Source organism: Nostoc sp. FACHB-888 (assembly GCF_014696655.1).
Classification (GTDB): Bacteria; Cyanobacteriota; Cyanobacteriia; order Cyanobacteriales; family Nostocaceae; genus Nostoc.
Map to the genome: position 1 here is coordinate 36704 of NZ_JACJQM010000007.1, position 14621 is coordinate 51324.

Consider the following 14621-nt stretch of genomic DNA (forward strand, 5'->3'; position numbering starts at 1 on the left):
CGCTCTCTACTAAACGCTCTGCCTAGCCTAGCTTGCTTCCCCGGTACGAATACTCGCTATCAGCGTTGCGCTTTTTATTAAGGTGCTTCTTTCTTAATATTTATATGTAGTATAAAAACTAACATAAGTTAGACAAAAGAATTGCACAGACATTATATTCAGTGGGTCTGTGTAATTTTGTCATGCATTACTCTAAACTCTAGACTGTGCAACAATGTTCTATAGTTTCATTTTATTGAGTTTGAAATATACGCTTTCCAAAAAGACGACGAAGGTTTATAACCCCTATGAAGGAAGAAAAATTATTTGGAATTAAGAGTTTATCATTATTGCTAAATGTTGTATTGATCAATACTTAGAAAACTGACTCTATGAATCCAGTAGTATTTTTACTGCCATTCTAAACATGAGAAAATCAGCATATCAAGCGCGATCTAAAGATAAATAGGCAAAATTGCTTGATGACATTCCCATATGATCATATAGTATGTTATTGTCTAAACCGTTGATTTAGATACCATATCTTACAAGTTCATGGCTTGATTAAAGATAAAGAAAGCACAAAACTAATAATAGTAGTCTGATTATATGGAATAGGAGGTGAGCAAATATGATTATGAAAATATTCTCTGAAAAAATTATTAGATGACTTTTTTATTTGGTCAGTATGTACTATCCCGAACAGCAGCAATGTTGTTGGTTAAAAGAAATATTGGTTGAAATAAAATGAACTACAATGACTGAAATTGGCCTGATGATGACGGGCGTGCTAGCAATAAGACAAGCATCTGGGGCCAATTTGCCACAGCAGCAATTAGTTCAGGTGGAAAATGACGTAAAACAGTCAAAACAGAGTCAGTTAGAAATAACTGCTCAAGTCACACCACCTGAATTCATGCAGACAGATGGGATTTCTCAGGCTTCTTCCTCAGCGATCGCACCAGAGAAACAACATATACTTAAGAAAATCAGCAAAAAGAATCCGGGACTAGCTTCTTCTAATTTAGGTGAGTCTAATAAGTATTCTCAGTCTGGAGGTCAAGTCCGTACAAAAGCAAAGGCTACAGGACGGTTTCAGAAGTTCAGTAGCCAACCGATGCCGACTCTTTATTTCGGTAGCTCTGGTCTTGCTGTCAGAGTCTTACAACGGCTGTTAGTGTCTAGCGGTTATGCCGTTAGAGTGGATGGGATTTATGGCGCACTGACAGAAACTGCTGTCAAAGCCTTTCAAAATCAACAGGATTTAGCAACGGATGGAATAGTTGGTCAACGAACTTGGCGGGCGTTGACAATTTAGTTAGGAGTTGGGAGTTAAAAGTTAGGAAAATTTTTATTTTTATAATTCCTAACTCCTAACTCCTCACTCCTAACTTATTATCGGTACTTGTGCTGCTCTAATAGTTCTTGCGCTCTTGGCTTGTAAAGTAAATAGAACAAAGCCTCAATATAACGCAACAAATCTTCCCGATTCTCCTTCGAGGTAAAGTTCCAGAAGCCATAAATCCGAGCTAATGATAATAGCTTGCTAGTGTGAATTTTCCAAGTATAGGTGCTGTAAACTCGGTCAATTGCTCGCTTAGAAATTTCACCCCAGTAGTTAGGATTTTGTTCGCATTTAGTGATGAACTCCACAATTTTCGTGGCTGTCTCGTCTAAATTTGTCGGGTTAATCAAAAACCCATTAACCTTATCTTGAATAATCTCCAGTGGGCCACCAAACTGTGTGGCAAAAGTCGGTAATCCTGAAACCATCGACTCTAAAATTGTCAACCCAAAAGCTTCAAATAAAGCTGGTTGTACAAAAATTCCTTGATGATCGGCAATAACTCGGTAAATTTCACCAGAATCAGTTTTAGTCAGGCGCACACCCAGCCAACGAATCTTCCCGTGGAGATTGTACTCGTCAATGATTTGGTAGAGTTTAATAATTTCGTCACGTTCTTCGTTATCGCCTGATTCCTCAACGCGCAATTTACCCGCTACCAAAATTAAGTTGCAATGCTCCTGTAATTCTTTACTTTGACCATAACATTCAGCTAAACCTGTGAGGTTTTTGATGCGGTCAAGACGCGCCATTGAGAAGAGAGGACGCTTGTTAGGATCGTCAAGTTTGCCAAAGATTTGCGCGGGATCTTCTAGAGTAAAGAGTATTTCTGCAAGGCGCTGGCGATCGCTTTCTACCCGGTCTTTAGTTCGGGTGTAGGGGAAGTAATTATTTTCGTTTACTCCAGGGGGTACGACATTAAATTTGGGACTAAATAGTTCAATCCCATTGGTCACATGGTATAACTCCGGCATGGTGAAGCACTTATAAGACTCGTACTGTCCTACACTATCGGGCGTTCCCACAATTTCTTGGTAGGTGCTGCTAATAACAAAATTGGCAGCATTCATCGCCAGCAAATCAGCAGTGAATTGCAAAGAAAAATGATATTTATCCTCTAATTCTTGCCAGTAGAGATTACTGAACAAGTATTTAGATTTTTCCAAAGCATGGGCAACATTGCACTGAGTAACTTTCAGACGCCGCGCCAGTAAGAATGCAACTAAGTTGCCATCAGTATAGTTTCCAACTATTAAGTCAGGTGTACCTTGAAATTCTGCCCGTAGTTCTTTTTCTGAATCAATGGCGAAAGTTTCTAGATAAGGCCAAAACTCAAACCGGGAAATCCAGTTTTGAGTCATGTTAGGATTAAATTCCCGTAAAGGCACTCGCAAAATCCAGGCATTTTCGGTACCGTGGACTTTTTCTAGCCGTTGATTACAAAGAGTGCCATCACTATTGGGAATCAAGCGGGTGAGAATAATCACCTTTGGTTGGACATTCAATCCTTCTAAACCCGCAAGCATGACATCTTCTTGTAGCTGCTTCTCTAGGCTCTTTGCCTGGTCAAGGACATAAACCACCTGACCGCCAGTATCGGGACGCCCCAACACTCCCTCTTGCCCAAACCAACCGTGAGCTGACACCAAAACGATTCTAAAAATCATCGGGACACGAGAAATGAAGGCTTCTAGGGTCTGGGGATCGGCAGAATCAATCAATTCATCGAGAATATTTAAAGTTTCCCGGACTCGCGCTGCGGTGTTACCCCAACCTGGTTCAAAACCCATTGTCTGCAATTGGAACCGGAATTGCTCGTAGGGTTCATCTTCGGGGCGATTGTTAACAAAATCGATAGCTTTCTTAACTTGCTCGGAAAGTTGCTGCTGTGATTGAATGCGATCGTTAATCAGCAGTTGGACACCGTTGTAGTGGTGCAGACGCAAGAAATTCAATAAGCTATCCAGCAATTGTTTGGAGTCTTGAAATATTTTGCTGGATAGATAGCGGTTAAGAAATTCTACCCCTTTACCAATATTTTTGGGGTCGCGGATGACTGGAGTGTAGTCATAAAATGGCCCGAAATCCAATTCTAGCAGATCGCCTTCGTTAGGATGAAATTTGTTCACCAAGCGATCGCGCAGATCCAGCAAATCCTGCACCGTCATCGGTTCAATGCTCAAGTCTGATGTCAACCAATAAACTTCTTGGCTGGCAATCTTAGAACGGATGATAAAACAGAAGTTTGATTCCTCCTGAATAATTTCCTGAGTATAGTAAATGAGTTTACCTAACTCAGAGGAAGTGTAAAATTCCTCAGGTTTCTGCGACTTGGAGCAATACTCACCATATACATTGAGTATGTCGTTCCGCAGCAAGTACTTCTTTTCTTGTTGGCGTAATTCACTTAGAAAGGAACGCAAGTCACTTTTTTCTTCACTATCTAAGACTGCTTGAAGCAATTCAGACATGGCAACTCCACTAAATGACGATGTTTGCATTGTTGACTTTTAAGGCGAGACAAATCAGCCTCTACCTTTTGTTAGACTATATATAAACACGAAATCACACAGATAAATTGTATTTATCTGTGTACCTACAAATATTAACTTTTCAGCAGGCACTTAAATCGTGTTCTTCTTTACTTAAAGTATCTATGACTCAGTATTTTTGACTCTAACTAAAGTAATACAATTTTTATTTCTTTTGATAGATGTTAGTAAATAATTGCATGATTATGTTTAGGGCACAACATTGCACGCCCTCAACTGCTTGAGCTAATTTTTACTATATCATTTATTTGGGTGTATCTGATTATCAGCACACCGATTAATGTCAAAATTTACTTGTCAAGCTCGGTAAGACTTGTAAATCAATACTTTTGTTAATTCTTTCAGAGGGCTAATATTCATTTTAATAGTGAGTGTAAATGATTTATTCGGCAACTTTTATCATTGCTGATATTTTAGTAATTTGGGTAGCAAGTAATGATTTTACTATTATGTATTTGCCAGATTTTGATACAAAAATTAATAGCTTTGCTTTAAGCAAAACTATTAAGCTAAAGTTCAATGAATTAAAATCAATTTTTGTTCAAAGATATACTACTCTTTATTCGCCCTAGTTATAATTTAAGCAAAAGTTGTTTAAGTGGGGTCGATTTATATGCCTACCGATACACATAAATCAATAGCTTCCGACCACAGTATTGGCAACATTCTGATTATATCTATGCTTGCCTTTTGTGGGCTGACTTTTATAATTCTTCTAGGCATTTTCTGACAATTAAATGTGTGTACAAAAACTTCTGAGGCTAAGATTCCCGGCTTCTTGGATAAGTTGGGAATCTTAATTGGATAGATTGCAATGGCTGGAAAAGCGATTGAATTTAGTAACAGATCGAGGATTTTCCTTCAGCAGTGCAATACAAATATTGGTATCTAGTAGATAGATTAGCCGTTATCCTAATTCTCAAGTGAGTCTATAGTTCTGCCTCGGATAAGTATGGCGCTTTGCCTCCTCAATTTGCGGCAGAGCCGTTTTCTCGTTTCTAGCCAAAGTTTGGAAACAAGAAAGCCGAAACCCTGGCTTTTAGGTAGAGGCAATACCCTGCGGGTACTCCGTTGGAGAACTCGTAGGGTAGTCGCTTAGTTTGCTTCTCCGTAGGAGTACAGGTCTATATGAATTGCCTTTACAAGGTGTAATTTTGCGTAAGTCCTAATCTTGTAGAGAAGTGGACATCATACATTTAATTTTATTGAGTAAGTAGATTAGCTTATATACATAAAGTTAGTTTATAAGCTAATCTGATGAGTTAAAGTGGGTTTGCGATTTTTCCAAGTCCATGAACTCGTAGATAGCAGATCCTTGCTAAAGTAATGGTTATGAATCTTCAGAACCACAACCCATCTTCATATAGGAACTTACTGGATGACTATTAAATTATGTAGGGCGAACGATGGGAATTGAACCCACGAATGGTGGTACCACAAACCACTGCCTTAACCACTTGGCTACGCTCGCCATTCAACAATTTGAATTATAGCAATAATTTGGCAAGCGATCAAGAGTTTTTCTTTAAGGAACGGACTTAGTTGATTTAGAGTCTGTGGAATCTAACAATTACAATGTATATTACTTGGCAAACATGAAACCCTTAACGATCATTGCATATACTGGAGCAGCAGTAGGACTTGCCGCCTTGGGTGTGACAATGGCCAAGACTAATCCCAGTCAGGTTGAGTATGAAGAATATGCAGTGCAACGGCTTACAGAATACTTAAAAACCGATGTATGCAAAAAAACTACCAATTTTATAGAAAATTTAATCCGTTTTAATTGTGAGAAGTTGGTTGACTCAGCTAACCCGCAAATCCAAGAAATTATTGCTAGGACTACAGAAAGACAAAATTATATTATTTTTAGCATTTACCGTACAGATTTAAAAATAAGCTCTTGGATACCTTCTTACAAATTTGAAACCGTGGGAGCTTTTGATCAATTTTATACTTACACTGCCGAAAAAGAGTAAGGAGCAGGGGGAGATGAGGGAGCAGGGGGAGCAGAAGCTGATAGTCAATTTAATTTTTGGAGTTTCCGATAAAAGTGATTAGAAATACTTGTATTTAGTAATTGATAATAGTTTCAATGATCACCAAAGTACCTATTACTACTAGCTTAATATTAATTAAGAAGGCAGAAGGCAGAAGGCAGGAGGCTCAGTTGGAATCCCCCATAAATAAATTTAGGGGATTTAATAAGGACATATTTTTCCTTGCGCTGCGCGTCTCAGAAAAAATATTTTTATTTTTTTTCATAAATAAATTTAGGGGCTTTAAACCCTTGATTGCTGAGGGCAAGAATTGTATTTTCTTCCTTCTGCCTTGTCTACGACACGCTGCGCGATCTGCCTCCTGCCCTCTGCCTTTCTTCGGTAAGATATGAGAATTAGTCACTGAGAGTTCAAGCTTTGCCGATGTCATCTACGTATCTGCTAGTATCTCACGGAAGTCGCGATCGCCGCCCAGAAATTGCTATGCAGCAACTAGCAAAGCTGGTATGTAACAAATTGCCGAAAACCCACAACGCATTAAATAGCGAACATCTGGTTGGCATAGCTGCTTTGGAAATGAGTCCTCAGCCTTTACACGAGCAGATTCAAGAATTTGCTAAGAGCGCTTTTGGTGATTGCAAACCATCTCAAAACCAGAATCGCCTGAAAATTGTACCGCTATTTCTGGTACCGGGAGTACATGTCATGACAGATATTCCAGCCGAAGTAGCACTAGCACAACAGGCTATTGGTCAAGATATCATGATTGAGGTGCAACCATATTTAGGCTCTCACCCTAATTTAGAGAAATTGTTGGCAAAGCAAACTGCTGCTATAAAAGCAGAAGCATGGATTCTCTTAGCACATGGTAGCCGTCGCCCTGGTTCTAAAGAAACTGTGGAAGCAATAGCGGCGAGTTTGTCAGCAGTGGCTGCTTATTGGGCTGGGCCTCCTAGTTTAGAATCACGGGTGACAGAGTTGGTAGCTGCTGGTTATAAAGAAATTGCAATTTTGCCATACTTTTTATTTACTGGTGGAATAACCGATGCGATCGCGGCCTCAATAGAGGAGCTAAAATTACAATTTTCTGCGGTGAATTTCCAATTGGCACAGCCACTGGGAGCAAGTGCAGAATTAGCCGAGCTAATTTGCGATTTAACAGATAGATGAACCGCACAGAAAAACAGGAGAACAAGTATTTGGGAAAAGTTTATTTAGTAGGTGCGGGGCCAGGAGATCCGGGACTAATTACCCTGAAGGCGAAAGGTTTGTTGGAATGTGCAGATGTAGTTATCTATGATGCTTTGGTGAGTCCGGCAATTCTGGCAATGATTAATCCCCAAGCCGAGCAAATTAATGCTGGTAAGCGGAGGGGGAAACATTCGCTGTTCCAAGAAGAAACAACTCAATTACTGATTGAGAAAGCGCAGGATCATGCAATTGTGGTGCGGTTGAAGGGTGGTGATCCTTTTATTTTTGGTCGCGGTGGCGAAGAGATGGAAGAGTTAGTCGACGCTGGAATATCAACGGAAGTTGTGCCCGGCATTACATCTGGGATTGCAGCAGCAGCTTATGCAGGTATTCCATTGACTCATCGGCTATATAGTTCTTCCGTGACATTTGTTACTGGTCACGAGGCCGCGGGTAAGTATAGACCGAAAGTGGATTGGAATGCGATCGCTCACGGTTCCGAAACCATTGTAATTTATATGGGAATTCACAATCTGCCTTATATTGTGGAACAGTTAAGTGCAGCTGGGTTGAATATAGAAACGCCCATTGCTTTGGTGCGCTGGGGTACGCGTCCAGAACAAGAAGAATTGATTGGTACTTTAGAGACAATTGTAGAGCAGGTAGAGCAGACTGGATTTGGTGCGCCTGCGATCGCAGTCATTGGACAAGTAGTAAATATGCACAATATTTTATCTGGTTGTCGTCCAGTTTAATGGTTGCCACAAAATGAAATCCAGTGTCTTTAAATTTCTCTAATCCAAAATGCCAATCCTCCTCCACGACCGCGAGCTGCAATGAAATCTTCCGTCACCAAAAAGAAGGCAAAGAAAGGTAGTTTAGCTATGGGCTGATCGTAGAAATCTTCTGTTTGAACTTTACCAGAACGCATTGGTCTGTTGTAAATAACACGACCAAACAAACTAATAAGCATCTGGTTAAAGTCAAACGCCAATAAATTTTTCTTACTAAAATATTGCACTGGCCCCGTGAGGTTCAACAACACTGGGCCCAATTCAACCTGATTACAAATTCCGCCCCTATCTGAATCCTGCTCTAAAGTGGCATTAAAGGAAACATGGATTTTTATAAACTTGGGTACATATAAACCCTTGCCTAATACAATTCCCCCACGCTCTCTGACTTTCTTAGTGCCAGTGGCAAAGCAAAGTTGCCATTTACCCAAAAGAGACTCAAAAGGATCAGTTGACCGTTGCTGCTTGGCAGATTTTTCTGCTTTTAGCAACGCATCTACTAGTATTTCAGGACTAGGAACTGTACCTTTGTGTCCTCGATACGCAGCCGCAGCCTGGGATAGCACGGTAACAGAGTCAAATGTCGCTTTAGATATCAAATCAACGGTCATAATTTAACTTATTTGCTTTTCTGATAGATTGTACCGTTATGGGGAGTAGCGAGTGGAGAGTCGGGAAGAGGTATTTTCATGGTTGGTTGTCAGATTTTTTCGGGATAAAGCCTCTTCCATAAAGTAGACTGATCCTCTATCCGTAGGTGTAGCTGGCTTTTGAGTAGTATTACGGTAATACTACCTCTCCTGCGAAAGCTCTTGTTAATGACCAAATTCTGTGACAATGGTTAACAATCTGACAATTTATGCAATGTGGAAAGTTAACGCAAAACCTAACCCTCTAGCTTTTGTAGGTAATGGCGAGAATTAACAGCTTCTCAAGAGCAGCAGAGAGGAATAGAAGTGAGGTTTTCCAAATTCCGTGAAAAGTCAGGGTTAACAATAAGCCGGAATACTGAATCTAAGGTACTCATGAGCCAGAGTTCTCAAAACAGCCCTTTGCCACGCAAACCCGTTCAATCATATTTCCATTGGTTATACGCTTTTTGGAAATTCTCTCGTCCTCACACAATTATTGGTACAAGTCTGAGTGTGTTGAGTTTGTATTTAATTGCTATTGCCATTAGCAATAATACTGATTCTTTATTCCCTACTCCCTATTCCCTATTCCCTCTCTTAGGCGCATGGATTGCTTGTCTGTGCGGCAATGTCTACATTGTGGGGCTGAATCAATTAGAAGATGTTGATATTGACAAGATTAATAAGCCTCATTTACCGTTGGCATCAGGTGAGTTTTCCCGAAAAACGGGACAATTAATTGTTGCTTTTACTGGGATTTTGGCGCTAGTTGTGGCGTGGCTAACTGGACCATTCTTATTTGGTATGGTAGGAATTAGTTTGGCTATTGGTACTGCTTATTCTTTACCGCCAATTCGCTTAAAACAGTTCCCATTTTGGGCAGCGCTGTGTATTTTTTCGGTGCGCGGCACGATTGTTAATTTAGGATTGTATTTACACTATAGTTGGGCGCTGAAACAAAGCCAAACAATTCCGCCTCTAGTGTGGGTGCTGACGTTATTTATTTTGGTATTTACCTTTGCGATCGCTATATTTAAAGATGTACCAGATATAGAAGGCGATCGCCTTTATAATATCTCTACTTTCACTATCAAACTCGGTTCGCAAGCTGTGTTTAATCTAGCTCTTTGGGTGATAACTGCCTGCTATTTGGGGATAATTCTGGTTGGGGTGCTACGCATCGCCTCAGTTAACCCTATATTTCTGGTAATTGCTCATTTAGCGCTGCTAGTTTGGATGTGGTTGCGGAGTTTGACAGTAGATTTACAAGATAAAACTGCGATCGCCCAATTTTACCAATTTATCTGGAAACTATTTTTTATCGAATATCTGATTTTTCCTATCGCCTGCCTTTTGGCTTAGACAATGCTAGAAAATCCCACTAGTTCTATTATCCCTGCTCTTGTAGTTGTTCTCAGTCTGTCAATTCTTGGCTATTTTGCTTGGAAAACTTTGATTACCTCAAACCTGTTTCAAAAGGGAATCAATCTTGCTCAAGCAAAAGATTACCAAGGTGCAGAAGCAGCCTTTCGGAAAGTGATTTCCATCAATTCTACTAATGATGTGGTGCGCTTGTTTTTGGGAGATGTTTTAAACCAGCAAGGCCAAGTAGAGGAAGCAACAGAATTATACCAAGAAGTGATTCGTCGCAGCCCAAAAAATCCTGATGCTTACTTGCGTCTGGCAAATCTTCTCATGCAACAAGAGCGAGAAGAAGAAGCTAGAACTAACCTGATACAAGCTAAAGATTTATTGCAAAAACAACGCCAACCTGAAAAAGCTAAAAAAATCACTCAATTGTTAGATAAAATGAGTGATAAGTTAAGCCAATCTTAAGTTAAGCCAGAATTGCGGAGATTAAGTTTTCCGTAAATTCTCTTGATTTTTCCATTTCCTTGATGATTGCGAGAATGGTTTTTGTTTTGGAATTTCCCAGTATCTGCCGTAACTAGGTCCCCAGTTTTCGCAAGTTTTATCACTTTATTTATAGCCCTTAGAATTCCAATCTTATGAGCTATAAGCTTCATAGCCACAATTAATTGATTTAGGGTTTACAGAAGGAATTTTGAGGATTTTAAAATATTGTCTTTTTACAAAAAATTTATACGAACAGTTCTTTTTTGTTTGTAAAGATATATTGATATATTATAGTCTCCTTAACCAGTATAATAACTAGACCACTGCATCAGTAATATTTTAGGATTAAAATAATATAGAGATTATCATTTGAATGTTTACTTGATAAGCTAATACAGCCGTGCCTGCAACGAGGATATATGCTCATCTGTGTTTAATTGTTTTTTCTGTACCGTTATCTGTGCAGTTTAACAGCCAATCCGCTTTCGGTTAGCTTTTAATATCGATGTGGAAACAACTTGGCTAATTAAAAAAATAAATTTAGTAGTAGATTTTATAGATTCAAAAAAATCAAGTGTTTATGTCAGACATAATATCACAATTGTGGACTATTTTTTTTACATCAGGATCATTTATTCCACATGGACACTGTTATCTATGGCAAACGAATTTAGTTTGGTTACATATATTATCTGACGCGTTCATTGCACTAGCTTATTACTCAATTCCAGCTACACTATATTACTTTGTCCGTAAGCGGCAGGATTTACCGTTTGATTGGATTTTTCTGCTATTTAGTGCATTTATTGTAGCTTGCGGCACTACTCATTTAATAGAGATTTGGACACTTTGGTATCCAACTTATTGGGTATCAGGGTTTGTTAAAGCAGTAACTGCCCTAATATCTGTAATTACAGCATTACAACTTATACCTCTAGTTCCACAAGCACTAGCACTTCCTAGTCCTGCTCAACTAGAACAAGCCAATCAAGAGCTTCAAACACAAATAGCCGAACGCTTACGGGTAGAGAAAGAACTGCGAAAATACCAGAATCATCTAGAAGAAATGGTTGCTGTTCGCACCAACGAACTTACCAAAACTAACGAGCAATTACAACAAGAAATTTTTGAACGCCAACGCATCTTAGAAATTCTCCGACAAAGTGAAGAACGCTACCGTTACCTAGCTGAGGCAATTCCTCAACTTGTATGGACAACTAATGCTAACGGTGAATGTGATTTTTTTAATCAAAATTGGTGCGAATACACTGGGCTAACATTAGAGCAGTCCTTGGGTTCTGGTTGGTTGGCTGCATTGCATCCAGATGATATCAAAAATGCTAATGAAGTATGGTCTAATGCTGTAAAAGATAGCACTATATATAACAATGAATATCGCTTTAAACGGGCTTCTGATGGCTCCTATCGCTGGCAGTTAGCGCGAGGTTTACCCCTCAAAGATGAGCAAGGTATTGTAGTTAAGTGGTTTGGAACATGTACAGATATCCAGGAACAAAAACAAATACTTGAAGAACGGGCGCACCTACTGGAATTAGAACAAGTTGCACGAGCGAAAGCAGAAACAGCCAATCGAATTAAAGATGAATTTCTCGCCGTCCTTTCTCACGAACTACGCACTCCACTAAACGCAATTCTCGGCTGGTCAAAGTTGTTGCAAGCCGGCAGGTTAGACCAAGCAAAGACATCTGAAGCACTAGCCACAATCGAGCGCAATGCCAACTTACAGGTTCAACTCATCGAAGACTTGCTGGATATCTCTAGAATTTTACAGGGCAAACTGACGCTGAATATTACAAAGATTAACCTAGAGTCTACGGTATTATCTGCACTACAGACAATGCATTTAACAGCAGAAGCAAAGTCAATTGAGGTAAGTACAATATTTGAACCTCATGTAGGACAAATCAGGGGCGACTCTACTCGTTTGCAACAAGTCGTCTGGAATCTCCTTTCTAACGCTGTCAAATTTACACCCAGAGGGGGAAAGGTAGAAGTGCGACTAGAGCAAGCTGATGGTTATGCTCAAATCATAGTTAGCGATACAGGTAAGGGAATTAGCGCTGAGTTTTTACCATTCGTATTTGATTACTTTCGCCAAGCAGATAGCACCTCTACTAGAAATTTTGGTGGATTAGGGCTAGGATTGGCAATTGTGCGTAATATCATCGAAATACATGGCGGCATCGTCAAAGCAGATAGCCACGGTGAAGGCAAAGGGGCAATATTTACTGTTAGCTTGCCGCTTGTGCCAGATGAAAGCCTAAGAATGACGAATGAACAAAAAGACCCTGCATTATTAACTCCTAACTCTTTACGCCTCAGTGGTATCAGGGTTTTAGTTGTCGATGATGATGCTGATTCACGAGATTTTGTAGCTTTTGTATTAGAGCAAGATGGAGCTTGTGTTTTCACGGTATCTTCCGCATTTGAAGCATTACAAACCTTACCACAGGTAAAGCCAGATGTATTGGTCAGCGATATTAGTATGCCTGAGATGGATGGCTATATGTTAATACATCAAGTGAGAAGTTGGACACCAGAACAAGGTGGACAAATTCCAGCAATTGCCTTGACGGCTTTTGCTAGAAATAATGACCAGCATAAAGCACTAAAAGCTGGGTTTCAGATGCATTTATCAAAGCCTCTTAACCCAGAAAAATTAGTTGCAGCCATTGCTAAACTTGTCGAAACAAAAGTGTCACCAATTACTTAAAAAATAAATTTTTACTCATAAAAAATTTCTATTTATTGTGTACAAATACACGATTATATGAAGGTACACTTGTATCAACTTAGGTTAATCATTTATAATTCCTGCTAGAACCACGCCAAAGCTACGTAACTTGATATTACATATAAACCAAGTAGGTAAGGTAATAAAAATGCTGAAAAACAAGAATCTATTGGTAGCAGCTATTATCTGCTTGTGTTTAAGTAATGGAAATACTGCCTTTGGTAAAGATGTTGGCGTTGTTTTATCAAAAATTCCAGGCTCAAATCAAGCAGATCCTGGGAATAAAAACGCACTCGCTAACTTCGAGCAAGGAACGAATCTCTACAAACAAGGAGATTTCAAAGGAGCAGAGGCGGCTTTTCGGAAAGCAATTGAACTAGAACCGAACTTTACACAAGCTTATATTGCCTTAGCAAATACTCTCGACGATCAAGGTAAACCACAAGAAGCGATCGCACATTACAAAAAAGCCATTAGCCTTGATTCTAAAGACTCTAGAGCATACTTTAATTTGGGTTTGACTCTAGCAAGGCTCAATCAATTAGAAGCTGCGATCACACAATATAAAAAAGCCATCAGCCTTGAACCCAAGTATGCAGACGCTCACTATAACTTAGGAAATGCCTTATATGCTCAAGGCAAGCTAACCGAAGCAGTCACCCAATATACAGCAACTATTCGCCTCAAACCCAATTATGCCCCAACTTATACGCGTCTGGGAAATGCTCTGTACGATCAAGGTGAGCTAGAAGAAGCTGTTACCCAATACAAAAAATCCATTAGCTTTGATCCTAAGTATGCAGATGCTCACTATTACTTAGGGAACGCCTTATATGCTCAAGGAAAACCAACAGAAGCAATTGCCGAATATACAACAGCCATTCGCCTCGATCCAAAAAATCCAGCAGGTTATAATGCCTTGGGAAATACTCTACACGCTCAAGGCAAACTAGAAGAAGCGATCGCTCAGTATAAACTAGCCCTCAGCCTTGAACCCAACTATGCAGACGCTCACTATAATTTAGCAAGTGCTTTTTACGCTCAAGGCAAGCTAGCAGAAGCAATCGCAGATTATACCGAAGCGATTCGCCTTGATCCGAAACATGCACAAGCTTACACAGGTTTGGGAAATGCGATGGATGATCAAGGTAAACCACAAGAAGCGATCGCACATTACAAAAAAGCCATTAGCCTTGTACCTAATGATGCATTCACTTACTATAATTTGGGAATCACTTTGGGGCGAGAACAACAGGTAGAAGAAGCGATCGTTACTCTCAAAAAAGCCAGAGATTTATTCCAAGCTGAGGAAAACAAGGAGATGGTTGAGCAAGTTAATCAGCTAATCGAAAAAATGAATACCCGAACGAATTGAATAAAGGGGATTGGGAATTGGGCATTGGGAAGTCATAATGACGTACATCATAAGCCCCCTCATCGCTTGCGGGGAGGGGGTTGGGGGTGGGGTTCTTTTACTACAAGTAATAGGGCGGACATGATATGAGAACCGCTACAA

At 39.8% G+C, this 14621-nt stretch carries 10 protein-coding genes, 1 tRNA gene and 1 pseudogene; 8 read left to right on the forward strand and 4 right to left on the reverse strand.

Annotated features, from left to right (window positions below; all coding sequences use genetic code 11):
• The first annotated feature begins 736 nt into the window (after positions 1–736).
• Positions 737–1297, forward strand: a complete 561-nt coding sequence (locus H6G26_RS06565; protein WP_190728485.1) for a peptidoglycan-binding domain-containing protein — start codon at positions 737–739, stop codon at positions 1295–1297.
• 77 nt (positions 1298–1374) lie between these two features.
• On the opposite strand, the gene H6G26_RS06570 is transcribed toward H6G26_RS06565, so the two are convergent.
• From H6G26_RS06570 to H6G26_RS06575, 3 genes and pseudogenes are all read right to left on the reverse strand, one after another.
• Positions 1375–3795 carry a sucrose synthase gene (locus H6G26_RS06570; protein WP_190728575.1) on the reverse strand — a complete coding sequence of 807 codons (2421 nt, stop codon included), beginning with the start codon at positions 3793–3795 and terminating at the stop codon, positions 1375–1377.
• A gap of 883 nt (positions 3796–4678) precedes the next feature.
• Positions 4679–4777: pseudogene (locus tag H6G26_RS44205) on the reverse strand (type II toxin-antitoxin system VapC family toxin); the annotation flags it as partial.
• Positions 4778–5274: 497 nt separating this feature from the next.
• Positions 5275–5347: transfer RNA gene (locus tag H6G26_RS06575), tRNA-His, on the reverse strand.
• Positions 5348–5471: 124 nt separating this feature from the next.
• Here H6G26_RS06575 and H6G26_RS06580 point away from each other — a divergent pair.
• The 3 genes from H6G26_RS06580 (at position 5472) to cobA (ending at position 7822) form a co-directional block, all read left to right on the forward strand.
• Positions 5472–5855 carry a DUF4359 domain-containing protein gene (locus H6G26_RS06580; RefSeq protein ID WP_190728576.1) on the forward strand — a complete coding sequence of 128 codons (384 nt, stop codon included), beginning with the start codon at positions 5472–5474 and terminating at the stop codon, positions 5853–5855.
• A 444-nt stretch (positions 5856–6299) separates the two neighbouring features.
• Positions 6300–7046 (forward strand): sirohydrochlorin chelatase, encoded by a 747-nt coding sequence (locus H6G26_RS06585; protein WP_190728486.1) that lies wholly within the window; start codon positions 6300–6302, stop codon positions 7044–7046.
• Complete coding sequence (gene cobA, locus H6G26_RS06590) at positions 7043–7822, forward strand: uroporphyrinogen-III C-methyltransferase (protein WP_190728487.1); 780 nt, start codon at positions 7043–7045, stop codon at positions 7820–7822. The genes H6G26_RS06585 and cobA overlap by 4 nt, the downstream gene beginning before the upstream one ends.
• A 29-nt stretch (positions 7823–7851) precedes the next feature.
• Here the strand turns inward: cobA and H6G26_RS06595 are convergent, their stop codons facing one another.
• Complete coding sequence (locus H6G26_RS06595; protein ID WP_190728488.1) at positions 7852–8472, reverse strand: hypothetical protein; 621 nt, start codon at positions 8470–8472, stop codon at positions 7852–7854.
• A 414-nt stretch (positions 8473–8886) separates the two neighbouring features.
• Here H6G26_RS06595 and H6G26_RS06600 point away from each other — a divergent pair, with 414 nt between their 5' ends.
• From H6G26_RS06600 to H6G26_RS06615, 4 genes are all read left to right on the forward strand, one after another.
• Positions 8887–9855 (forward strand): homogentisate phytyltransferase, encoded by a 969-nt coding sequence (locus H6G26_RS06600; protein ID WP_190728489.1) that lies wholly within the window; start codon positions 8887–8889, stop codon positions 9853–9855.
• Positions 9856–9858: 3 nt separating this feature from the next.
• Positions 9859–10329 (forward strand): tetratricopeptide repeat protein, encoded by a 471-nt coding sequence (locus H6G26_RS06605; protein WP_190728490.1) that lies wholly within the window; start codon positions 9859–9861, stop codon positions 10327–10329.
• Between the two features lie 601 nt (positions 10330–10930).
• A complete protein-coding gene (locus tag H6G26_RS06610; protein ID WP_199326679.1) occupies positions 10931–13084 on the forward strand; it encodes a hybrid sensor histidine kinase/response regulator in 2154 nt (717 codons plus the stop codon).
• Positions 13085–13253: 169 nt separating this feature from the next.
• On the forward strand, positions 13254–14480 hold the full coding sequence (locus H6G26_RS06615; RefSeq protein ID WP_190728491.1) for a tetratricopeptide repeat protein: 1227 nt from the start codon (positions 13254–13256) through the stop codon (positions 14478–14480).
• The last annotated feature ends 141 nt before the right edge of the window (positions 14481–14621 follow it).